Origin of the sequence: Halovalidus salilacus, assembly GCF_031852275.1 — an archaeon.
Classification (GTDB): domain Archaea; phylum Halobacteriota; class Halobacteria; order Halobacteriales; family Natrialbaceae; genus Halovalidus; species Halovalidus salilacus.
The window spans coordinates 3,061,820-3,084,806 of the sequence record NZ_CP134700.1 but is presented as its reverse complement, the minus strand read 5'-3'; the positions used below and the strand labels follow the sequence as shown (position 1 = coordinate 3,084,806).

Annotated in this window: 20 protein-coding genes and 2 pseudogenes; 5 read left to right on the top strand and 17 right to left on the bottom strand. The window is 59.7% G+C overall.

Going from position 1 to position 22,987, the window contains the following annotated elements:
• Positions 1-2 precede the first annotated feature (2 nt).
• Positions 3-1,385, top strand: coding sequence for a PD-(D/E)XK nuclease family protein (locus tag RJT68_RS15205; protein WP_407037390.1), 1,383 nt, complete (start codon positions 3-5; stop codon positions 1,383-1,385).
• Positions 1,386-1,678: 293 nt separating this feature from the next.
• Here RJT68_RS15205 and RJT68_RS15200 read toward each other — a convergent pair whose 3' ends face one another.
• From RJT68_RS15200 to RJT68_RS15130, 15 genes and pseudogenes are all read right to left on the bottom strand, one after another.
• Positions 1,679-3,070 (bottom strand): ATP-binding protein, encoded by a 1,392-nt coding sequence (locus RJT68_RS15200; protein ID WP_407037389.1) that lies wholly within the window; start codon positions 3,068-3,070, stop codon positions 1,679-1,681.
• Between the two features lie 171 nt (positions 3,071-3,241).
• A pseudogene (locus tag RJT68_RS15195) lies at positions 3,242-3,616 on the bottom strand (PD-(D/E)XK nuclease family protein); the annotation flags it as partial.
• Between the two features lie 5 nt (positions 3,617-3,621).
• Complete coding sequence (locus tag RJT68_RS15190) at positions 3,622-5,703, bottom strand: RecQ family ATP-dependent DNA helicase (RefSeq protein WP_407037388.1); 2,082 nt, start codon at positions 5,701-5,703, stop codon at positions 3,622-3,624.
• 227 nt (positions 5,704-5,930) lie between these two features.
• Entirely contained in the window at positions 5,931-6,194 is a 264-nt protein-coding gene (locus RJT68_RS15185) for a hypothetical protein (protein ID WP_407037387.1), read from the bottom strand.
• A 452-nt stretch (positions 6,195-6,646) separates the two neighbouring features.
• Positions 6,647-7,321: an ABC transporter permease gene (locus RJT68_RS15180; RefSeq protein WP_407037386.1), complete on the bottom strand. Its 675-nt coding sequence runs from the start codon at positions 7,319-7,321 to the stop codon at positions 6,647-6,649.
• A 1-nt stretch (position 7,322) separates the two neighbouring features.
• Positions 7,323-8,384: an ABC transporter ATP-binding protein gene (locus RJT68_RS15175; RefSeq protein WP_407040389.1), complete on the bottom strand. Its 1,062-nt coding sequence runs from the start codon at positions 8,382-8,384 to the stop codon at positions 7,323-7,325.
• 2 nt (positions 8,385-8,386) lie between these two features.
• A complete protein-coding gene (locus tag RJT68_RS15170; RefSeq protein WP_407040388.1) occupies positions 8,387-9,112 on the bottom strand; it encodes an ABC transporter permease in 726 nt (241 codons plus the stop codon).
• Positions 9,113-9,116: 4 nt separating this feature from the next.
• Positions 9,117-10,061 (bottom strand): glycine betaine ABC transporter substrate-binding protein, encoded by a 945-nt coding sequence (locus RJT68_RS15165; RefSeq protein ID WP_407037385.1) that lies wholly within the window; start codon positions 10,059-10,061, stop codon positions 9,117-9,119.
• 188 nt (positions 10,062-10,249) lie between these two features.
• Positions 10,250-10,693 carry a universal stress protein gene (locus tag RJT68_RS15160; protein ID WP_407037384.1) on the bottom strand — a complete coding sequence of 148 codons (444 nt, stop codon included), beginning with the start codon at positions 10,691-10,693 and terminating at the stop codon, positions 10,250-10,252.
• Between the two features lie 59 nt (positions 10,694-10,752).
• The gene (locus RJT68_RS15155; protein WP_407037383.1) at positions 10,753-11,448 is read right to left on the bottom strand and encodes a helix-turn-helix domain-containing protein; all 696 of its coding nucleotides are present in this window, start codon (positions 11,446-11,448) and stop codon (positions 10,753-10,755) included.
• Between the two features lie 49 nt (positions 11,449-11,497).
• Entirely contained in the window at positions 11,498-12,817 is a 1,320-nt protein-coding gene (locus tag RJT68_RS15150) for an MmgE/PrpD family protein (RefSeq protein WP_407037382.1), read from the bottom strand.
• A 46-nt stretch (positions 12,818-12,863) separates the two neighbouring features.
• Complete coding sequence (locus RJT68_RS15145; RefSeq protein WP_407037381.1) at positions 12,864-13,682, bottom strand: amidohydrolase family protein; 819 nt, start codon at positions 13,680-13,682, stop codon at positions 12,864-12,866.
• Between the two features lie 90 nt (positions 13,683-13,772).
• Complete coding sequence (locus RJT68_RS15140; RefSeq protein WP_407037380.1) at positions 13,773-14,657, bottom strand: DUF6282 family protein; 885 nt, start codon at positions 14,655-14,657, stop codon at positions 13,773-13,775.
• On the bottom strand, positions 14,654-17,704 hold the full coding sequence (locus RJT68_RS15135; protein WP_407037379.1) for an FAD-binding and (Fe-S)-binding domain-containing protein: 3,051 nt from the start codon (positions 17,702-17,704) through the stop codon (positions 14,654-14,656). Before RJT68_RS15135 ends, RJT68_RS15140 begins: the two co-directional genes overlap by 4 nt.
• A gap of 104 nt (positions 17,705-17,808) precedes the next feature.
• Positions 17,809-18,591, bottom strand: coding sequence for a carbon-nitrogen hydrolase family protein (locus RJT68_RS15130; protein ID WP_407037378.1), 783 nt, complete (start codon positions 18,589-18,591; stop codon positions 17,809-17,811).
• Positions 18,592-18,752: 161 nt separating this feature from the next.
• Between RJT68_RS15130 and RJT68_RS15125 the strand changes: the two genes are divergently transcribed.
• Positions 18,753-19,172, top strand: coding sequence for an EamA family transporter (locus RJT68_RS15125; protein ID WP_407037377.1), 420 nt, complete (start codon positions 18,753-18,755; stop codon positions 19,170-19,172).
• 88 nt (positions 19,173-19,260) lie between these two features.
• Here RJT68_RS15125 and RJT68_RS15120 read toward each other — a convergent pair.
• Positions 19,261-19,707: pseudogene (locus RJT68_RS15120) on the bottom strand (IS5/IS1182 family transposase); the annotation flags it as partial.
• A gap of 385 nt (positions 19,708-20,092) precedes the next feature.
• Positions 20,093-20,299, bottom strand: a complete 207-nt coding sequence (locus RJT68_RS15115) for a hypothetical protein (protein WP_407037376.1) — start codon at positions 20,297-20,299, stop codon at positions 20,093-20,095.
• A 205-nt stretch (positions 20,300-20,504) separates the two neighbouring features.
• Between RJT68_RS15115 and RJT68_RS15110 the strand changes: the two genes are divergently transcribed.
• From RJT68_RS15110 to RJT68_RS15100, 3 genes are read left to right on the top strand one after another with little or no spacing between them, the layout of a single operon-like run.
• Complete coding sequence (locus tag RJT68_RS15110) at positions 20,505-21,071, top strand: hypothetical protein (protein WP_407037375.1); 567 nt, start codon at positions 20,505-20,507, stop codon at positions 21,069-21,071.
• The gene (locus tag RJT68_RS15105) at positions 21,068-22,045 is read left to right on the top strand and encodes a hypothetical protein (RefSeq protein ID WP_407037374.1); all 978 of its coding nucleotides are present in this window, start codon (positions 21,068-21,070) and stop codon (positions 22,043-22,045) included. The genes RJT68_RS15110 and RJT68_RS15105 overlap by 4 nt, the downstream gene beginning before the upstream one ends.
• The gene (locus RJT68_RS15100) at positions 22,045-22,908 is read left to right on the top strand and encodes a hypothetical protein (protein ID WP_407037373.1); all 864 of its coding nucleotides are present in this window, start codon (positions 22,045-22,047) and stop codon (positions 22,906-22,908) included. Before RJT68_RS15105 ends, RJT68_RS15100 begins: the two co-directional genes overlap by 1 nt.
• The last annotated feature ends 79 nt before the right edge of the window (positions 22,909-22,987 follow it).

The window sequence follows — 22,987 nt, the reverse complement described above, 5'->3', positions numbered from 1 at the left end:
ATATGACCGAAAACCCCCTCGCATTTGACCGCGGTGAACTGGAGCAATTCGTAGAGGAGTACATGAAGCTTGATCGCCGCGTTCAACGCCCGAAAGGGATCTATTCGATACTTCGCGGTCCACGGGAACGGAAATATCAATACACGCTCAAATACTTCTTGGATCCGCGGAAATCACACGGCTTCGGCTACACACTCCTTACCCAATTCTTGGACTGTCTCGACGTTCATGAATTCAACCTCTCTCGACAGCATATCGAGATCGAAGACGAAGTTCAGATAGCAGACGAGGGGGCAGATGGTCGGATCGATCTAGTCATCTGCGGTGGGAATGCGTTGGAAGACTATCCGCGATGGGCGGTATTCTTGGAATTGAAAGTCGGCGCAGAGGAAGGAGAACAGCAAACAACTACGTACGCTACCGCGGACGCGTGGCAGTTCAATTGGTTCGACTCGAACAAGGTGGCTGTCGAAGAACTGAATGATGCGAAATACGTGTATGTGAAACGAGACGTCGCCGAGCCTCCAAAAGACGAGACCGGGACGTTTGAGTCGTATACGTGGTCTGACCTTGTGGAAAGTTTCGAAGAGGGGATACAGGATTCGCTCTTCGAGTACCCAAACCGTAGTGTTATCCAATTTACGGACTTCATTCAATCACTGAAGGAGACAGAGGACATGGATTCCCCAATCGAAGAAGACGAACTCAACGAGCGCCTGCATCTGTATTTCGAACATAGCGATCTAATCCAGCAGATCGAGCGAGCGAACAGCCAGTTCGAAAGCGACTTCGAAGACGTCAGCACCTACCTGAAAGACAATTGGGTGAACAAACTCAACAAGAAATACGACTTCGTGGCCTCTGGGTGGAAAACGTCGAGCGCGAGCGACCCAAAGTGGCAGAAGATCCTCCCAGCGTACTGGGATCAAGACCCACTTGACAGCAGAAGCACCATCCAATTGTATTACCGGCACTCACCGACGACCACTCACCTTCGGGATCAGATTCTCAGTTTCAGGCTTCGACTCCCGCCAAAACGGAACGTACATACAGCGAAGCGACATGCGGGACAATCATTCAACGACATCTTCACTGAAAAGTGCACCGCAGAGTATGCAGAGAGTATACAGCGTTCGCTGGAAGAGATAGATGTCGATGAACTCCGGCTAGGAAGTGCGTCAGCGCTTGTTGTGAAAAACTACCAGCTTGACCCACACAATCTCACTGAATCCTATTTCGAACAACTGGATACTGCAGTGTCCGACTTCTGCACCGACCGAAGCGAATTCTCGCGGCTCATCAATGGAGTATTCGAAGAGACATATCGGGAAGTGTTCGGCAAGAGGCCTACCGGAGAGTTCCCCGGTGAGCTACGCGAACGATGAGAAGCGGTGTCACTCTTCGAATCCGGGGCCAACAGTCAACGAGTCAGGTGCGCAGGGCAGCTGGTTGTGTTGACACCACTGACAATGCTCGCCAGCAGTTCTGCCAACTCTTCTTCTATTCCCGCGAAGTCTGACTGCTCTGCCGTCAGTTCATCACGTTTCTCCGCTAACTCATCGGACACACCGGCGTGCTCTCGAACTCGGAGAGATCATCCAGAACAGGTATTTTGATATGTTCTACTTGTTGGTTATTCGTCTCGTATACACGTTCCCTTGGATTAGTATCGAAGTACTCAGGACGGCGTGAGTAGGTCATCGAGGTCCGCTACGCTGAACAGGGACCACGAGTCGTCGAGTTGCGCTTCGAGTCCGTCGACGAATCCGTTTTTCGAGAACAGGGCGAATTGCTCGTCTCGATCCGGCGGTCCCCATCGGACGTTCTCTGCCTTAGCTCGCAGGCTTTCGACGAGGTCTTCCCCAATCGGATCCGTCGTCCATTTACATTCGGCGAGGAGGACTCGGTCGTCTTCCGGTGCCAACCCGACGATATCGATCTCCTCTTCTCCGTACCACCAGCGACCGACCTCTGAGTACGGATCGAATGCGCCGCGTCGAATCGCTTCCCAGACGGCTTCTTGGCACACGTCTTCGAACGTGGTTGCGACGTGCGTTGGGAGGTCCGGCTCAATCGTCCCGTCGTACACGATCTCCGGTGCTTCCTCGATGCTGGATCGATTCGGCTCGACGTACCGAAACCAGAACCGAAGGAACTCATCAGCCACCCGATACCGTGACCGCTTTGATTTCTTCTCTGAGGCCGTGACTGGAACGTCTCGTTCGAGGAGTCTGAGTCGGCGAAGTGTCTGGAGGTACTTCGAAAGTGGTCCCGAGTCAATCCCCGTTGCGCCGGAGATCTCGTTCGGTGTCGTATGACCCAGCGCGACCGCTTCGAGGATGCTCATGTACCGGGCTGGGTTTCGAAGCTCGGTTCGCAGGAGAAACTCGGGTTCGTTATACAGCACTGCAGACGGTGACAGCACGTGCGACTGAATATTTGCCGCGAGCGACTGTGTGTAGTCGAACAGCGTGAGGTACATCGGGGTACCACCCGTGACGGCATACGAGCGAATCGCATCCTGGATGTCGTACGAGATGACTTCTCGGGCCTGTTGAAACGAAAACGGCGTCACATCGAGTTGTGCTGTTCGTCGCCCGTATAGTGGACTCTCGTGTCCCAGGATTTCTGACTCCATCGTACTTACACTCGACCCACAGAGTACGAGCATTGAATCCGTCCCATCGAGTTCCTGGTCGACGAACCCTTGAACGTACGACGGGAGCGAGTCGTTCTCTGCGACGAGATACGGGAACTCGTCGATGACGACGACGAGATCCTCACGCTGGAGTTGCTCCCCCAGGTACTCGAACGCCTCGTCCCACCCGTCGATTCGCGGGACGCGCTCGTCGAAGTGGTCTGCGACCTGCTCGAGGAACTTCTCTCGCTGTCTATGCTCGGCCTCCTGCGCAGCGAGGAAGTATATGTGGGGGCGATTGGCACAGAATTCTTTGAGGAGCTCCGTCTTCCCGACTCGACGTCGTCCGTAAACAACGATGAAGTCCGCACCAGGGGACTCCACCGCGGCGGTGAGGGTATCGAGTTCCGCCTCCCGGTCATAGAAGGTCATACTCTGGGTAATGATTACTGCAATAATGACTTAAACATTCGGTCAACCAGGCTCAACCGAGAGTTGCTCGGACTGCGAACAGAGTACCGAACCAAGCCCGGCGAAAGGTTCACGCGGAACAGGACTGGAGAGACGGGAACACCGTCCGGCCAATCACGCGGTTTCGACTGGTCACTCCTCGAAACCAGGACCTACAGTGAACAAATTCGGCGCGCAGGCCAGTTGGTTGTGCTGACACCACTGACAGTGCTCACCAGCAGTGTACCGACCGAACGAGAACTCGCCAATGCGGGTCATCAACGTCGTCACGTCGTCCCTGACCGCTGCCAGGTCACCGTCGCTGAACGCTCGGGATTCGATCTTCGGCCCTATCTCACCGACATAGGCGTATCCCGCACGTGCGACGGGCTCATCGTACAGGTCACGACATGCTAACAGGTAGATCGGGAGTTGCTTATCATCCTCCAAGTCGCGGTGACGTTCCGTCGCCTTGTAGTCGATGACAAGGAGCTCATCGTCCCGCATCCGGTAGACGGCATCAATATAGCAGTTTACCATCTGGTCCGCTCGGCCAGTGCGAACGGATAGACCGGACCGCTTCCAGCATCTCGAAGTGTTAGCGAAATCTCGGTGAACGTCCAACGCGATCCAACAGTATCGTCGACGAGCAACAGCGGTTCTGACCGAACAGCATCAGTAGCTTCAAAAGCGCCTTCTACGTTCCAGCGCTTCTGATACGAATTCGCCAGCTCGTGTTGAGGTCGAATCTCTTTGACTGGAACAACGGCTTGAACGTACTCAATACCCAAACGATCAGCGATCTGCCTGGCCAGAACTTGCACCCGCTTACCGCTGGTAGGAGATGGGACGGCCGTTACCCAAGTCGGAGCCGGCGAAGGATTCCATTCCTCTTCGATGTGGTGGACTGCAGCGGAGACTAACTCCCGACTATATCCGTCATCATTATCCTGCTGACGGCTCACCATTTCACCGTAACCCGGATCTCCGAATATCGACAATACACGCCCAGGTTCTGGCTTTCGGTGCTCTTCGATTTTCGAGCGACCATCTTCTTCAGGCATGTAATATCGGGGATCAATTTCGCTCCAGGATTCAGCCCGATAATGTTCCACAGCCTCCTGCACGATTCTCTCGTCTTGTACGTCTGCAGGGAGGAACGTACCCGCACAGTTCGCGCACTGACCGCAATCCCCTTCCAGGGAACCATCGAGTTCGTCATCGATGAACCGGGTCAAGCAGCCATCAGTTCGAGTGAACGCCTTAATCCGCTCGAGTTCCTCCCAACGGTGACGGGTAACCGAATCAATTCGGTCGTGGTCGTAGCTCCAATCCGCTGACGTTCGCTTGAATCCATCCTCGACCCTGATGACTGCGTTATCGACGCGAAGCATATCCAGACACTGCGAAGCAGCCTTCCAAGAGATATTCTCCCGCTTCAGCAGTTGATACTTGTGCAGAGGCGAATCACTCTCCTCTAACGCCGACAGGATCGTTTCGAAGTCCTCCGGTTCGGGGAACGCTTGTTCTATGAAGAACTCGGCGACTCGATCATCTTCATCGCCAGAGAGCAAGACAGCGTACGCTTCCTCCAAGCCACGACCAGCACGGCCGATCTCTTGGTAGTACCTGATGAGATTCGGCGGCCGCTGGAAGTGGATCACCCACCCGAGGTCCGGTTTGTTGAATCCCATCCCTAGAGCATTCGTGGCGACTACCCCATCTACGTCATTTTCGAGTAACCGGTCCTCCAGTTCGCGACGACGATCGCCATCCATTCCACCGTGATACGGTTCTACGTCAAGTCCTCGACTTGACAGCCACTCAGCAACTGTCTCAACCTCGTCAGTCGTGAGACAATAGACGATCCCCGACGATGGGAGAGTTGGAATGTTCTCAGCAAGCCAAGCCAATCGACGGGCTCTCGAGCCGATCTCGTTCGTTTGGATTCGTAGCGAATCACGAACGAGATCGCCTCGAATAGCCCGGAGATCGGGTACTTGCTCGGTCACGTCGTCGACCACTCGATCATTTGCGGTCGCTGTCGTCGCCGCGACGGGGATGTGAGCCGGTAACTGTTGAAGAATACGCTTGATACGACGATAATCCGGCCGGAAGTCATGACCCCAGTCGGAGATACAGTGGGCTTCGTCCACGACGAGCATGCCGAACTCTTCTTCCATTTCAACCAACACATCCTCCTGGAACTCGTTGTTGGCCAATCGCTCGGGCGAGATAAGAAGCAGATCACAACTCCCGTTGACAACGACTTCCTTCGCCTCGGACCACTCTTCCTTATTGTTGGAGTTGATCGTCCAGGCCTCTAGGTCGAGTTGATCCTGTGCATCCAGGATCTGGTTGTGCATCAGTGCCAGTAGCGGACTGATGATGAGCGTGGGCCCGTGACCCCGCTCACGGAGCAACTTTGTTGCGATGAAATATACCGTACTCTTCCCCCATCCGGTCCGCTGGACAAGCAACAGCCGCTCTTTATCGGTGACCAGACTATCAATCGCTTCCAACTGGTCCGGACGGAATTCAGCGTCGGGCCCGATACTCCGTTCTAGTAATTCTTGGGCGCGTCGCCTGATTCCTTCACTCGAATGCAAATCCACGTACGTTCTCATTCGGTGTTAGGTCAATAACCTTTACTTAAGCGGATAGCTCCTCCGTATGTGTGCTATCCATTACCAAATCCATGGGTGTGATGACTGAATATTCGAGCAAAGGAGTACGCATAGTATTTATATCGATATTTGTAAAGGAGTGTAATTACGTCAACGACCGAACCAATCATTCAACGGGTAGACGCCAGCGGAGGTACGAAACTAGACAGTGCCGGTCACCGCGTAGCTTCATTATTCCTACAGAGCGGAGCGACGAGGTCCTCCAAGTCGCCCTCCGACACTTGCTCGCCTGCGTTGTCGCGCAGGTACTCGTAGAACGCCAGCACGGTCTCCACACACGTATCGAACTTCGATCTGCTGCCACAGGCCCAGAGACAGGAGTACGTCTTCGGCGTCCTCCTGCGTGCTCTCCTGGGCCGGCTCAACGGCTTCCTGTTCTGGTGGGGGCGATGGGACGTATCGTCCGTATCGTCGCCCATGGTGGGAATTGGAGCTCTTAAGGGGTTCTGGTGGCCGTTAAGTTGGTGCCTATCCCGGCCGTGCGTGTCGGAGACGGTGATGAGCATACCTCGTTCTACAGAACATGGCGTCGACATGACGTCAAAAAAAGCACGCAGTCGGGTCGGAGAACACTTCTCGTTCGTCTCGCCAGCGTACGAACTCGCGTATTCGTATGTCAATCTGCCCCGTGGCTGGGGGCGTACTCACAGGACTGACAGCGAAGCGTACCATTTTCTCGGCGTATCGTCGAATCACACCACGGACAGCAGTACGCATGGTCGTCCTCGGTGTGCGTTCCGCCGGTCTCGTCGTCGTAGGTCGTCTGCTCATTCATGTCTACTAGTGTCGAAATTTCACTTCGACGAACGACGAGAGAGCAGTTACAATCGGTGGCGAACGCGTCCAAGGCTTCAAGAGTCTCGACGGTTCGCTACCCAGTCGCAGCCTGCTGGTTGACCGACGTCTGGCCACTGAGCCGGCGTTCCACGAGCGCGAAGGCGACGTCCAGGGAGATGGCGAGCAACGCTCCCGGAATCGCACCGGCAAGTACTTTCTCCATCTGGTAGAGTTCGATACCGCCGACAACCCAGACGCCGAGACCGCCACCCCCGATGAAGAAAGCGAGGTAGGCGGTTCCAACGTTGATGACGGAACTCGTGCGGATGCCCGCGAAGATGACCGGGACCGCGAGCGGCAACTGTATCTTCCGGAGAATCTCGGTGTCGGTCATGCCCATCCCCCGCGCGGCCTCTATCGTATCGTCGCTTACGTCTTCAATACCGGTTATCGTGTTTGTGAGGATGGGCAGGAGTGCGTACGCGAACAACCCGACGAGCGACGGGAGAAACCCGATTCCCAATAACGGGAATACAAGGGCGATAATCGCGAGCGTCGGGACGGTCTGGGCGACGTTCCCCGCACCGAGGATGTAACCTTTCGCCCGCTCGCTGCGCGTCGCCAGCACGCCCAGGGGGACGGCGACGAGTATCGCGAGGATCACCGAGAGGACCACGAGCAGTACGTGTGTAGTCAGCAACTCGATGAACCGGTCGGTGTTTTCGAGTAGGAACTGCCAGGCGGCAACGAGGTCTCCGACTGCGCTCACGTCACATCACCTCGCGGTTTTCCACACGAGTGGTCGTACTCTGGCGGATGTCCTCTTCGGTGATGACACCGACGACTTGCGGGTCGCTTTGCTCCCCCCTCGCGGTCTCTAAGTCGCAACGCGACTCCCCGTCTTCGACTACCGGAACCGCGTTCGTTCCGGCTTGAATGATCCTTGAGAGCGCGGTTTGCGTGCTGTCCGTGGGCTTGACCGGGACGAGTTCGTTGTCGAGACCAGTGGCGGACCGTCCGTCGACGCCCGCGACGAGGTCCGAGAACCGGTCTGGAACCCCCTCGCGCATCACGTCTTCGACCTGCGTGACCTGGAGTTGTTTCAGCGTCCGGTCGGCCCCGATGAAGTCTTTGGCGAAATCACTGCCGGGGTCTTCGAGGACGTTCGTCGGTGTGTCGTAGCGGACGAGTTCGCCCACGTCGAAGATGGCGATTTTATCACCCATCTTGAGCGCTTCGTCGACGGAGTGGGTGACGAACAGGATAGTCGTGTCGATGCGCCGCTGAATGTCGAGGAACTCATCCTGGAGGTTCTCGCGAGTGATCGGGTCGAGCGCCCCGAACGGTTCGTCCATCAACAGGACGTCGGGATCGGCCGCCAGGGCGCGAGCGACGCCCACACGCTGGCGCTGGCCGCCGGACAGTTCTCTCGGATACTGATCGCGATACTCCGACGCCGGGAGGTCCATCAGGTTAAGCAGTTCGTCGACGCGATCGTCGATGCGCTCGCGCTCCCAGCCTTCCAGTTCTGGGACGGTCGCGACGTTCTCGCCAACGGTCATGTGGTCGAACAACCCGATTTCCTGGATGACGTAGCCGATGTTTCGCCGGAGGGAAATCGGGTCGGCTTCCGTGACGTCGGTCCCATCGAAGTAGACGGTACCCTCTGTGGGTTCTTCGAGGCGGTTGACGAGTTTCATGGTCGTCGTCTTGCCACACCCAGAGGGACCAACGAGGACAGTCGTCGTCCCTTCCTCGACGGTGAAGCTCAGGTTTTCGATGGCAACGGTGCCGTCGTCGTAGACTTTCGTGACGTTGTCGAATTCTATCATGCTCATGAGAGGACCCTCTTGCAGAGACGAGTGCCGAGACGCTGGTTGAGCGTCTCGCCGTTTCGCAGGCGCAGCAGTTGTTCGATGACGGCGAGTCCGTAGTCGACGACCAGCGCCAGCCCCGATAAGAGCACTGTCGCCACGACTATCTGTGACGTCTGGGCTTCGCTGATGCCGGTGAATATTGGCTCACCGAGTCCGCCAGCCCCAATGAACGCGCCGATGGCTGCGATGCCGATGAGGATGACCACGGCGTTGCGGACGCCGGTCATGACGACCGGGAGCGCGATGGGGAGTTGGACGCGACGGAGACGTTCACGGCGGTTCATCCCGAGACCCTTGCCGGCTTCCACCGCCGCCGGGTCGACCTGCTTGAGCCCGACGTACGTGTTTCGGATGATGGGGAGTTGGGAATACAACACCAATGCGACGATGACCGGTGGGTTGCCAATGCCGACCAGCGGAATGAGCAAGCCAAAGAGCGCGATGCTCGGAATCGTCATCATAATCCCGGCCAGCCAGATCACGACCGTCGCGGCACGGTCATCGAACGAGATGAGGACACCCAGAGTCACGCCGATGGGTACTGCGATGCCGATGGCCAGCGCGATGATGTCGATGTGTTCTACGGTCAACTTGGCGAGCCCCGCGCTATTTTTGATTGCGTACTCGACATACGACATGACGGCCATGAGTACGGTTCCCGTCGATACACTGCCGAGAAGCATCATGTTAGATGAGGTCGTTATCCTGCAAGTGTTTGCGAGCGACGTCTTCTGCGTTCTCCTCGTCGATTGACACCTTCCTGTTGAGTTCCAGGATGGTGTCGTTAGAGAGCGTTTCGGCGATTCCTTCCAGCCCTGATTCGATAGAATCGTTTTCCTCGAGTGCGTCCATGCGCACCAGGGGGACTGGATTGTACACCGGGAAGAACTCTTCGTCGTCTTCCAGTACCACCAGGTCAAACTCGAGGATGTTCGGGTCCGTGTTGAACCCCATCCCTACGTCGGCTTCGTCCTCGCCTACCACCTGGTAGGTGAGCCCAGAGTCGACGTTATCGACGGTCAGTTCCTCGGCTTCGGACTCGAAGTCGTACGCCTCTATCAGCCCCGGCCAGCCATCCGACCGCTCCTGAAATTCCGCGTTCATAACGACCGTAACGTCCGTGTTCCCGTCTTTGACGTAATCGGCTAAATCACTCAGCGTCTCGACGCCCGTCTCTTCGTGCCAGTTTTCGTTCGTCAGCAGGACGTACGTGTTGTCGAAGGGACCGCGTTCGAGCAGCGTGATGTCGTGTTCGTCTTCGAACTCTGCTTTAACCTCGTCGTAGATCTCCTCTTCGTCGGTGATGACCGAGTCGTGTTGTGGTGGAAGCGTCTGCCAGGCCGTCCCCGTATACTCCCAGTAGAGGTCGGTGTCGCCGTTTCTGAGCGCCTCGAAGTTCGTGTTCGTGCCGCCGAGGTTGACCTGGTCTTCGATGGAAAGGTCCGTGTTCTCCGAGAGCGCGTGGTAGGCAATGTAGCCCAAAATCTTCTGTTCGGTGAAGTTCTTCGAGCCGACGGTGACCGACCCCTCGCTGTCACCACTGAACAGTGACGAACACCCTGCCAGTGCCCCGACACCGGCTGCTGCTCCTGTCGCTCGTAACACCTCTCGCCGCGTGTTTCTCTGTGGCATAGGTGTGTGTACGTTCACACCGGGGGATAGTCATTGAGCCAAACACATGTGAACATTAATAAGGAATACGTTTTGGCCCCATCCAGGAGATGGCCGACAGGTCGGTCCCAACACACGGTGGTCACGCTACCGTGGGATAACCGGCCGTCGAACCTCCGGCTCGAGGGGTCGGTCCCAACACACGGTGGTCACGCTACGTTCGGCGGTGTTACGACGACGGGGACGTCGCTATCGAACAGGACACGTTGCAGGGCGCTCCCGAAGACGGCTTTGCCCGCTGGCGTGCGTTTGCGGCTGTACATGTAGATGCGATCGACTTCGCGGTCGGAAGCGACCGCGAGGATTTCCTCGCCGGTTCGGTCTTCGACCGCGAGACCGTACACTTCGGTGTCAATACCGCCGTCTTCGAGCACGGAGAGCGCCTGCCCGACGCCCGATTTCCGCTGTGCCAGTTCGTCGAGTTCGGGGTTGTCGTCAATGCCGAGGTGGTCAGTCGTCGATTCGACGTCGGCGTCGGTGAAAGCGTACAAGACGACGGCGTCGGTGTCGTCGTCTTCGATGGTGGCCGCCACCGTCGCGACGGCGCGGGTCCAGCGGCCATGGTCGGTCACCGGAAGGAGTATCGTGGTCATATGTCGAGTCTGGCGTCGATACGGTCAAAGTGACCTGTCTAACATGTGGGCAATTTAAGTCAGTCATTGCTCGCGAGATCGATGTAGCGGATGAGAAACGACATGATTCGTCGTTCGGCCTTCCGCAGGTGATTCGAGGCGGTCGTCTTCGTAATGTCCATCTCGTCTGCGAGTTCTTCGAGGGTGACCTCTCTAGGGATGTCAAAGTAACCGGCGTCGAGCGCGAGGTTCAGTAGTTCGCGCTGTCGCTTCGGAATCGAGGCCAGTAGTTCCTGCCACTCGGCGGCCGACGGGGTAATTTCGCGACGGAACTCCCGCGAGATACGTTCGATGTGGACGTTGCCGAACTCGCCGAGGATGGCGGTCGCGTCGGCGAGTTCGTCCCGGCTTTCCAACAGCAGGTCGAAACACTCGCAGCCGTCTTCGAGTTTCGTTGGCCCGAGCGGGAGAAAGCCCTCGTACATGAGCGTCTGGAGTGGCGAGAACTGCGAGAGCGTCCCGCGAAGGAACAACGTCGCCACCGTCCGGGACCCGCTCGCCGAGTCGTACGTTTCGACGACGTCGACGGTTTCGATGTCGGGGTGGTTCTCGATGACCTCACGCGTGGCCCCGAAGTCGTCCGTTTCGAGGGTCATGAGACCGATGTATCTGCGGTTCCGAAAGGTCGATGCGAGAAACTCCCCGAAGACATTGTATCGGCGCAACTCCTCGGTCCAGTCGTTCTCGAAGCGAACGCACACCTTTGCGGTCAGCATTGTCTCGACCCACCCACTGCGAAGACATAAGCCCGCCGGCGATTCACGGTCATTGCTTGCCGCCGGTTTCCGCCCATTCGACCACTAAGTCGGCAACCGGGGCGGCCCGATCGGTGAGTATCGATCGGAGACGGTCGCCGGCACCGTCGCCGAGCGTCGGTTCACAGAGCGCGTCGACCTTCTGCTCGCGTTCCGCTGCAGGAAGTGGGCGGTCGGCGGCTCCTCGAGGTCGTGTCACGTCAGAGCGGTAGCTGTCGGTGTCGGTGATGAGGTCGACGCGTGCTAGACACTCTTCTGGAAACCGCGCGTCAAGTCGGTCATCGACGGTGAGTTCGACTTTCCCGGCGAGTCGCCGAACTAACGGGTCCCGTCGGGTAGATGCGAGGAGATCCTCCGGCACAAATCGACCTCGTGCGAGCGCCACCGCGACGGGGTAAGGGTACGAGTACTCGGCGGCTTCGATGGTGTCCGGGTTCCGAGTGTCAAGGTGGGTCGCCTCGGTGAAGGTGTGGACGTGCACTGACTTGACGGTCTGGGGGTCTATGTCGTGGGTGCGTCGGAGCGCAAGGACCGCGTCCACGCCCGGTTGTGCCCAACGACAGCAGGGGTAGGGTTTGAGGTATCCCCGGGTGACGTGGAACGTCGAGCCGAGGGTGTCGGTCGCAGAAACGGTGGATTCGTCGAAGACCGTCCCCGAGCCGGTGAACCCGTTCGCCGCGAGATCGACGGCAACTGCACCAGTGTAGGCACCCCAGCCAATACCGTCTTTCGTCATGCTAGGTCGGTCGACGCCGCGAAGTATCGGCGTTCGTGGCGCGTGGTACGCCGCCGCTCCGAGCGCGTGAGAGAACGCCTCGGCAGGGAGTTCCCGGAGGTGAGCGACTGCGGCAGCTGCGCCAAGGGCCCCCCACGATCCGGTACCCGAGTAGACGTCATCGGTCTCGTGAACCGCGAGTCCGGCCCTGACGGCGAGTTCGTAGCCGATGTACACCGCGTTGAGGAACTCACCGACGGTCGCGTCGCTTGCTTCGGCCGCCGCGAGTGCTGGGGGGACGACCACCGCCGCAGGATGACCCTTGACCTGCCGGTGTCCGTCGTCGATGTCGAGTGTGTTTGCCGCTGTCGCGTTCGCGAGCGTCGCTCCGGCCAGCGAACACCGGTCGCCGCAGCCGTCGAGGAGCGTCGCTTCGTCACCGCCAAGTCGAGCGCGCGCGTACTGGCGCGTAGCATCGATGCCGGGCATTCGGTAGCCGGCGGTGATGGCGGCGAGCGTATCGAGCACGCGGATCCTAACTTGTTCGGAGACGGTGTCGGGTGCCTCACAGGGATCTGCGTGCTGTGCGAAAGCGACGGCATGGTCTGTCGTCATGGAAAAGACGGGTATTCGAAAGCGGGAATCGAAGTGGGTGGTCGACTCAGTCGTCCGCTGGCGCGGCCTGTTCGTCCCAGTCCTGTTTCGCGACGTCTAAGTCGTACAGGTCGATGGCGTTCTGGCCAAGAATCTTGCGCTTTTGCTCCTCGTTGGCCCCGATGCAGTCGATTTTGGTGAGTGCAACCGGGATGTTTGAGGAGTGTTCGGCGGCCATCAGCAGGCGATCGGCACCGACCTTCTCCATCGCGCGTCTGACGTACATGTTGAGTGCCAACGTCGTATCGAGGTAGAGGTTGTCGTACCGTTCGGCCATGAAGATGGCCTCCTGAGTGAGCGTGTAGGCCCCACCCATGTGCGCCATGATGATGTCCAGCTCTGGATAGTCTTCTGCGACTGGCATCAACATTCCCGGCACCGAGAAGGGCATCCCGTGTGGTCCGGTGTGGACCATCACCGGGACGTCGTTTTCGACACACGCGTCGTAAAAGTCGTAGGCGACCTGTGAGGTCGGGTCGACGCCCCACGCCAGCGTGTGGAGTTTGGCGTACTTGAAATCCAGTTCCTGAACGCAACGGGTAATTTCGTCCTGCACCCACTCAGTCCCCATGTGCGGGTTCGGGGCCGTGATACCGAAGATGCGTCCGGGGAAGGCCTCCGTAGCCTCATGAATCTGGTCGTGGACCTCGGTAACTGCTTTGTCGTTCTCGCCGCCGAGAGGCATCAGCATCGTCGCGTCGACGTGGTTCTCGTCCATCGCGTCGATTACCTGGGCGATGGTCTCTTGCCATTCGAACACTCTGTCCTCGCTGTCGCCGCCGCGACCGATGTGGTGGTGCGCGTTGACGATGGGGTACTCTGCCATACAGGAGAGACGTGGACGACACCATCCATCAGGCTTCAGTGAAACATCTCAACCGTTTAAATGTCTCTTCGAACTCGCGGGAGCGAAATCCTACCCCAGTCCGAGCACTCGTGCTGGCGTCTCGGTCAGCATCGTCTCGACGTCTGCTGCCGGGATGCCGGCCTCTCGGACGGCGTCAGCGAACGCTGCCAGTCCCGGCACGGGTGGGTTCTCGGCCTGCCCGAAGTCTGTGGCGAGCAGACACTGGTCAGGACCGATCCGCTCGACGGCGTCTGCAACGCGAGAGACGGTGTGGCCGTCGGTACTGCGGACGGAGTAAGCGCAGTACTCCATAATGGCCCCGCGCTCGGCGAGAGTCGTCTGCCTGTCAAGCGAGAGGTCAACGACGCGAAAGAATGGATGGTTGACCAGACAGCGCACGCCCGCGTCGGCGCAGGCGTCGACCACCGCCTCGATCTCTATGGGACTGGCGTGGCCCGTCCCCAGCGTCGCATCGTATTCGCCGACAAGTTCCACGACCGCCCGCGTATCGGGCGTCACCTCGCCGCCGCGGGCGACGGGGATGTCCTCCTCGGCGGGTGGTATGCGCTGGCCGACGAACCGGTCTTCTCCGGCTGCGCGGGCCTGTGCGGCGTGATTCGAACTCCAGGCGGTCGGGAGCCAGACGACTCGCGCGCCCAGTTCGAGCGCCGTCTCGGCCGCGTCGAGGTTCAACCCGCCGACGCTGCCGTTGAGGGCGATGCCGCCGTACAGCATATCCTCACCGAGCGCCTCGTTGACGAGATCGACCCGGCCTGCCGTCGGAACGACGTGACTCTTGACGAGGATGCCCGCCATGTTGGCCCGTTGGGCTTCGTAAGCGAGTTGCAGGTCCGACTCGTAACGGTCGACGAGGTCGGGGGAAGTGTGCACGTGGCAGTCGATGGCTCCTTCGGGGAGCGTGGCGGGGTCGCCGTGAGGATGGCGTTCGCTCATGCGAGCACCTCCTCGAGCAGTTCCATCGGATGGTCGGTCTCGACGGCGCGGTCAATAAGTTGCTGGCTACAGGAGGCTCCGCTCACGGCCACGCGGTCGACGTCCGTGGCGTCGAGTCTCGCTTCGAGGTCATCACCGATAGCCATCGAGAGGTCGTAGTGTTCGATCTCGTACCCGAACGAACCGGCCATCCCGCAACACGTCGAGTCGACGGGTTCGACCTCGTAACCGGCTAGTCTGAGCAGTGCGACCGGTGCGTGGTCCCACCCCTTTGCCGTGGAGTGACAGTGACCGTGGAACGCGACCGTCTCGGCCGTGTCGCTCTCGGGCAGTTCCAGGTTACCCGCGACGACGCGCTCATAGAGGAATGACGCGACTGTCGCGGAGACGTCGGGGAGACCGCCCGGGTCCGAGAGGAGGTCGTCGTACTCAGCGAGCGCCGAGGCACAGGAAGGCTCGACCGTGACGACCGGGACGTCTACGGCCGCGAACTCGGAGAGGGCGTCGACGTTCGCGGCGGCGTTCTCTCGGGCGTGTACGACCATACCCTGTGAGAGCGCCGGGCGACCACAGCAATTTATGTCGGGGACGGAGACTGCATACCCGAGCGATTCGAGTACGCGAACAGCGGCTTTCCCCACCTCGGGGTGGTTGTACGCCATGTAGCAGTCCGGGTAGAGGACGACTGGGCCGCGCTCGCCGGCCGATTCGGCCGGCGAGCGCGACTCGAACCACTGGGGGAACGACTCCGCAGCAAAGGTCGGTATCGTGCGTCTGCGGTCGATTCCGAGCACCTTCTCGGCGAACACCCGCCCGGGACCGAACGCCGTGAGACGGTTGGCGACCGGCGCGAGCGCGCTCCCGAGACGGTTGAGCGTCCGGACGTTACCGAACAGGCGCGACCGAAGTGGAATCCCATCTCGCTGGTGTTTCCGGTGTTTCGCCTCAGTCTTGAGTTTCGCCATGTCGACGCCCGTGGGACACTCCGTCTCGCAGGCCTTACAGGAGAGACACAGGTCCAGGACGTCCTCCTGGAACCAGTCACTCGTCAGGGCATCCTCGCCGAGACCGCCGTCGATGGCCTGCCGGAGCGCGTTCGCCCGTCCGCGCGTGCTCGTGATTTCGGTTTCAGCACCCCGGTAGGAGGGACACATCACGCCACCCTCCGTTGTCCGGCACTTCGAACAGCCGTTACACTGCTCGATTAGCGAGACGAACCCCTCTTCGGCCGAGAAATCGAGCGCGGTCTCGACCGCTCGGGGGTCGTAGTCGTCGTATCGGAGGGACTCGTCGACATCGGCGAGTCGCCCGTCGCTGGCGGGGACGATTTTTGCCGGGTTGAACACGTCGTCAGGGTCGAACGCCCGTTTGACTCGCCGGAATGCGTCGTATACATCTGGCCCATACATGGATTCGAGGTACGCAGACCGGAGCCGGCCGTCGCCGTGTTCGCCGGAGACACAGCCGCCGACCTCGACGACGACGTCGTGGACGGCTTCTGAGACCAACCGAAGGCGCTCGCGGTCGCGCTCCGTCTTCAGGTTCAAGAACGGCTTGACGTGCAACACGCCCTGGCCGGCGTGGCCGAAGACGCTCGCGTTCAGATCGTGGTCCATCAACACCTCCCGCACCCGACGCAGATATTCCGGCAGGTTTTCCGGGGGAATCGCGGCATCTTCGATGAACGACAGCGCCTGTTCGTCGCCCGGACGGCGGTTCAAAAGCGGGTTCGACGACTTCCTGACCTTCCAGAGGCGGTCCTGGTCGTCCTCGGCGACGGCCAGTTCTGAACCGAGGAACGCGTCCGTTCGGGCAGCACCGACGGTCGCCTCGATGTCGGCCCGCTGGTTGGCTACCGTCGTTTCGACTTCAAGGAGGAGCGCCGCGCCCGCGTCCTCGGGGACGAGGTCGAGCCCCCACGCTTCGCGCGCGAATCCGAGCACCTCGTCGTCAATGAGTTCGACTGCGCTCGGGTCCGCGTCGAGGGCGGGGTCAACGGCGGCCGCCGCCCCGACAACATCCTCATAGAAACATAGCGCAGCAGCCCGGGTCTCGGGTCGCTCGGATAGTTCGAGCGTGACCTCAGTGATGAACGCAAGCGTCCCCTCGCTGCCGACGACTAGTTTCGTGAGGTCGACCCACGATCCGTCGGGCGCGGCCGCCGACTGCAGGTCGTAGCCGCTGGAGTTGCGCTCGACGTCCGGGTAACGGGCGTCGATTTCGTCGGCCAGTTTGTGCCGGACGTCGAGGACGGTGTCGTAGATCTCCCCGAGGAGACCGTCCGTGTCGCGCGCCTGGGTGACGTCGTCGCCGGTTCTCCGGGAGAAAGTCGCGACGCTCCCGTCAGCGAGGACACACTCGACCGACCGAATGTTGTCCCGGGTCGTCCCGTGACGGACCGAGTGGGGACCGGCGGCGTCGTTGGCGACCATCCCGCCGATAGTACAGGTACCTGATGTGCTCGGGTCCGGCGGGAAGTAGAGGTTGTACTGTGCGAGGTGGTCGTTCAACTCATCGAGGACGACGCCGGGCTGGACCGTCGCCGTCCGTGCGTCGGGGTCGACCGCGAGGACGTCGTCCAGAAAGCGCGAGCAGTCGACGATGATGCCCTCGCCGACGGCGTTGCCAGTGAGACTGCTCCCGGCCCCCCGGGCAACGATGCTCGTCCCGCGTTCGCGGGCGTAGGTGACAACTTCGCGAACGTCCTCGCGAGTCGCTGGTGCGACGACTCCCGCCGGTTCGACCTCGTAGATACTCGCGTCCGTCGCGTAGAGCTTCCGAGTCCGCTCGCGGCCATCCACCTCTCCCTCGACGCGCCCGTCGAGATCAGGGAGACCGCCCGTCCGCTCCGGTCGCGACTGTTCGTCACCGACACTCATTGACAGTCGAGAGGACGCTTGCGCGGGTAATGCTCCTGACGGATATGTACAAGTTTTATACACCGAGATCTTCGACGTCGTCTCGAACGCCGTTTCCCACTCGTCGACCATCTCGTTGTACGATGGCGTGAGCGCCCGAATCGACTCGTTGTCGCAGTTGGCGCCCATCCGCCGTAACTCACCCCGGCCACAGATACCCATCACCGCACGAAATCGTCGAACTGTCGAGTCGCTAACTGATGGCTACTCGACGTCGGCGTCGCCCTCGTCGGTCATCGCTCGTTCGCTCGCTCCGTCCGCGTATCGTGGACCGGGTTCAACCGTCGGCCGTGGTCGATGCTCTCCCGGTGAACGCGAGCCGTCACGATCGTCTCTACCTGACCGGGGTCCGCTCGCGAGACGACTGCTCCTCGTGGGTTGGCGACGAGGCTGTTCCCCGCGTGCTGGCGGCCACGCTGGTCGCCGACGTGATTGACGCCGACAGTATAGCAGGCCCCGTCGAGCGCACGAGCGCGCAAGAGTAGTTCCCAGTCAGCGCAATACGATTCGCGCCAGGCAGCACTCACCACGAGTACGTCACAGTCCTCGCGAGCGTACGCCAGCGCCGCTTCCGGGAAGTTGAGGTCGTAACAGACGAGAAAGCCGACTCTGCCAAGCGGAGTCTCGGCGACGACCGGGTCCGTAGCCTCGCGGAACACGTCCGTCTCGTCACCCCAGGGATACTGTTTCCGGTAGACCGCCTGGACGCCGTCGCCATCAACGAGCACGAGCGAGTTGTATAGGCCGTCGTCGGCCCGTTCGGGCACGCCAGCGACGAGCGCCGTCTCGTGCTCGGCCGCGAGGGCGGCGAGGCGAGTCGTCAGCAAACCGGGTACCTCTGTCGCGCGCTCTCGAGCCACGTCAAGTGCGTAGCCGGTCACGCACAGTTCCGGGAAGACCGCGAGGTCAACCCCCGAACAGGAATCGAGGAGCCGTGCCATCGACTCAAGGTTCCGGTCGACGCCGCCGACTACCGGTTCGAACTGACAGGCAGCGACACGGTCGTATTCACTCATCGAGGGACGCCTCCGCTATCGGTCGTCCGGTCGGCCATTTGTATTCCGTGGGAGTTCGGACGCGAGGGTCAAGATTCCCACGCACATATCACGGTTTAATACCTGCGACCTGGACTCCCACACTCTTTTTCACGGTTCCACCGCAGATTCATCGAGAGTACATGCCGATACACCTGGCGAGTCTCAAATATGCCTTCGCGGGAATGGTCGCGTGGGCGCTGTGGGCCGTGTTCGTGAAACTCGCGCTTCGCGGCGCGACCACTCAGATGGTACTTTTGATTACGTACGCGACGGCGGCGTTCGTTATCGCGGGTTACGTCGCGCTGACAGGCGGAGAACTCGACCCCACTCGCTGGGGGCTCGGCTACAGTCTCGCTGGTGGGGCCGCATCAGGCCTCGGCGCGCTGGCGTACTACCGAAGCCTCGAAACCGGCGACGTCGGAACGACCACGACGATTACGGGGCTGTACTTCGTCGTGGCCGCAATCCTTGGTGCACTAGTGCTCGACGAGTCGCTCTCGGCGTCCGACACGGCCGGAATCGCGCTCGCCGCACTCGGCGTCGCCATTCTGGTACGCTGAGAACGACGCGACTTGCTTGTAGCCGAAAGGGCGCGACTCAATGGCCGGTAACAGCACATGAGTGGTGCTCGCCGCGCTCGTCACCAACATCGCAATCGACGAGCGTGGTCGTCTTGATGTCGTCAAAGTTGTACCCGACACGGAGGACGTAGTGACGGCTGGCTTGATGGCGTTTGAAGCCGGTTGCGTCGATCGCCTGAACGTCGCCGAGGCCGTGCAGTGAGATAGACAGCCGCAGTTACACCCGCCAGATCCGCATTTTGAGATCTTGTTTCCGCGTACAGACGGTCGTGAAATCCGGCAGCTGATCCACAGAAAGTCCGAGTTTCGCGGCGATCCCGGGCATCTCGTGCAGAATGTCGAGCAACCGGCGGTAGGGCTGGTTCAGGTACTCACGGAGGCAGTGGATCGAGACAATCACCCAGTCAGCGTAGCCGCCGTCACCTTTCTTGATCGCCGGCGCTGGCTTACCGATAACAGCGTTCTGGGACAAATCGATGCATCGGTCGGTGAAGCGGGCGAGTTGAGACGGCATACTCGCAGCTTCCTCGCTCAACGCCACATAATCCCGGTCGAGACGTCAACTGAGCGGCGTCTAAACACGGCCAAGTATGCAAAACACTGATCGACAACTACCCGAACACGTTCTTAAATTTAGTCTACAGCAGTTCGGACGACCAAAACGTCCCCTATCTCGTCGAACAAGGTCGAGGGAACGAAATTTACGAAGACCCTGAGTATCTCAAACAGATCGTTCACAGTCAATTTATCTCGAACACAGTGAGCCAACTCCGAAGTCTCGGAGTTCTAGCGGATAAGACGCCAGTCATCGAACCTAAGTCAAAACTAGATCCCGTGAATCATTACTGGTACCCGCGAAAATTCCAGCTGGCCTAAATGACGTGAACTAAGATCACAATTTAATTCTTGCAAACGACCTCACGCAATTCCTCAAGCAGGTCCTCATGATTTTCAGCTAATATGTCCACATCTTCGTCTACATTTTCTATCTTAGTACGTATCCGGCTTACCACTCTGTATCGATAATTATCAGACACATCTGCCTCTCCTCTCAAGATCTCACGTTCCCTTTCCGTGAGGAGGCCCCGATACTGATTATCAGCCATATCTCGGTTTGAGCACGATTCGCTAAATTAGTTCTTACTCCCCGAAGCTGGTCGGATACTGCACACAGTAACATTACTACTCACAGTAATCTTTATGTTACTGCATACAGTAACACCTGTTAGGGGAACTGGTCAACAGGCTAGAGATCAGAAAAGCCCGGATGCCAGCACATCCGGACCGGATTCTCCAAGGATTCGAGAACCCATGGACAATTCAAACTCAACGGACGAAAAACTCACCGATAAATCGATCATTAAAGATATAAATCAAATAGACTGTGTCGGTTTCGGGGAAGGGGCCGCGATTTGTCAGGTCTGCGGCACTGAACTCCGGGAGGGCGAACCAGTCATAGCGTACGCCTTCCGCCCGGTTTCGGAGCCGGGTTTCGAGATCGGATCAATTTTTTGTAAGGAATATGAGAATGAGATCCCGAACTTGTGGACGCGTGGGGTACGCGAATTGGTTGTTCGCGGGCGCGTGGGGATGGTGACGGACGCGGCTGAACAGGCGTCGTGGCCGGTGCTGCTGGACCCTGAACTGGTGGTGGTGAGTCCGGCGTGTGCGGTGGAGGCGTACTCGCTCGAGGAGTGGCGGGAACTGCAAACTCCCGCTGCAGAGGAGATCAGGGCGGCTGTTAATAATGACGGTACGGATGGTGATGTGGACGAGGCGGTTGCGGGGTTGAACGAGCTCGTGGAGCCGGCGACTGCTCTGCGGCCAGCGGTTGAGCAGTGGGGACGGGGTGGTGACGAGGAGGGTGATTCGGCGTGACGCCTGACGAGGGGTTCGCGACGGGGCACTTGGACGGTGAGTTCGACTTGCCTGAGCTGGAAGAGTCGACGTTCCCGGACGTGTACGTTGGTCTCGAGGTGGACCTCTTGGCACCGGGCGACGGTGTAGTAACCGATCGCCACCACGCGTCGGCTGATCGGTACGAGGCTGACGACCCGCAGAATCAGATTGATGGGCAGATTTCGCCGTTCGCGCTCTCTGGGTGGCTGCGTCACGGCTGCGAGCGCGTGCTGCAGATTGCGGGCATGACGGCGTGTCACCCGGGTGAGCCGAACGCGGATTACATGCTTGAGGACGTGTACGGTCGTGATCTCGATAGCGGGTATCATGAGAAGGGGGCGTGCGTGGAGGCTGGTGATGATGCTGGGTGCGTGGTGTTCGAGTTGTTCGGTGGGTTCGGTGCGCGGCCGGGTGTCTTGCTTAGACGGCCGATCCGGTTTTCGCCGGTGCGTCGGCAGGTGGACGTGTTGCGCGGCGAAGCTGAGGCTCACTACCGCCAACTGCACACGCAGGTACGGTCACGAAACGAGTCGGATGGTGGGCAGCCGTTGCGGCATGCGACGCGTGATGTCGTTGGGAATTTGGAGGGGACGTGGTTGTTGTCGTTGCGTGAGTTGAAGCCGGAGTTCGTCGGGTTACTGGTGGAGGCGGTGTCGTTCTTGGATGCGAACAGTGATTCGTTCGAGTTTCAACTCGGGGGTGCGCGGAATTTCGGTGCGGGGATTGCGGACGTGCAGGTGGTGAACCCGTTGTATTCGGATGCGGAGATCCGCCGCGTGTATAATCGGGCGCAGAAGGCGACGTCGGCGATGCGGGAGAAGGATGCGGAGTGGCGTGACGTGTACCGTGAGGAGTTCGTTCGCGCGTTGCAGGACCGGGTGAGTGACGCGGATGGTGAGTTGCGCGCGGCCGTGGATCGTCGTGATAGTAGTGCGTCTGGGGGTGAGTCGTGATGGTGAGCGAAGCTGGTGACGCGGGAGTGGAGGATGTTGGTAGTGAGAGTGACGTAGATGTGATGACGACGGTGTATCGGCACGACGTGCATAAATTGCGTGGGCGGCGGCATGATGCGGCGAGTGATGAGTTCCTAGGTGTGCGGGTGAACGAGGATGTACCGTTGGGTGCGGATCGGGACGCGGCGTTGTTGAGTCGCCCGTCGGGTGAGCCGGAGCAGACGGTGTCGAATCACGTGTCTCCATACCGGTTGTCGCTGTTGACTGGTGCGGAGGCTGGTGATTCACGGCGGCTCGAGACTACGAACGACGAGTTCCGTGAGTTAGTGACGCCGGAAGATGCGGAGCGGCTGCACGCAGCGTGGTTGACAAGTGATGTGGCGTCGATGTTCAACGAGTCGGTGTTCTTCCCGTTCTCGTCGTTGAAGTTCCACGTGTTGTTGACGGCGGCGTTGCTGGATAATTACCGGGCTGGGTTCGGGTTCGACGAGTTGTACTTGGTTGCTAAGCCGGGTGAAGCGGCGGCAGTGAACGCGGACGTGGAGGCGGCGCTTGGGAGTGACGTGGTTGTACCGCATCGAACGGTGTTGTGGTCGCCGGTCGTGACGCTCGAGGTGACGGGTGAGCCATTGGGGCCGGCGGCGCCCCTCGGTGCGGGGCCGGCGCGGTCGTTCGCGGACGTGTGGTCGCGGTTACCGATGCACCCGTTCGAGACGGACGGGGAGCGGGCGTGGATGGTGTTGGATGCGCAGTTACGGCGGTTGCGGTCGTGGTCGGTGGCGTTACAGTTCATCGAGGAGTTCGTTGCGCGGTTCGGGGTGAACGGTGATGGTGAGCGTAGTCAGTGGCAGAGGTGGGCGTGATGATGCAGAGCCAGGGTTGGTTCCCGCGTGGCGGTAGCGTGGTGACTGCTGGTTGTGGCGGCGTGGCAGCCTGTGCGTC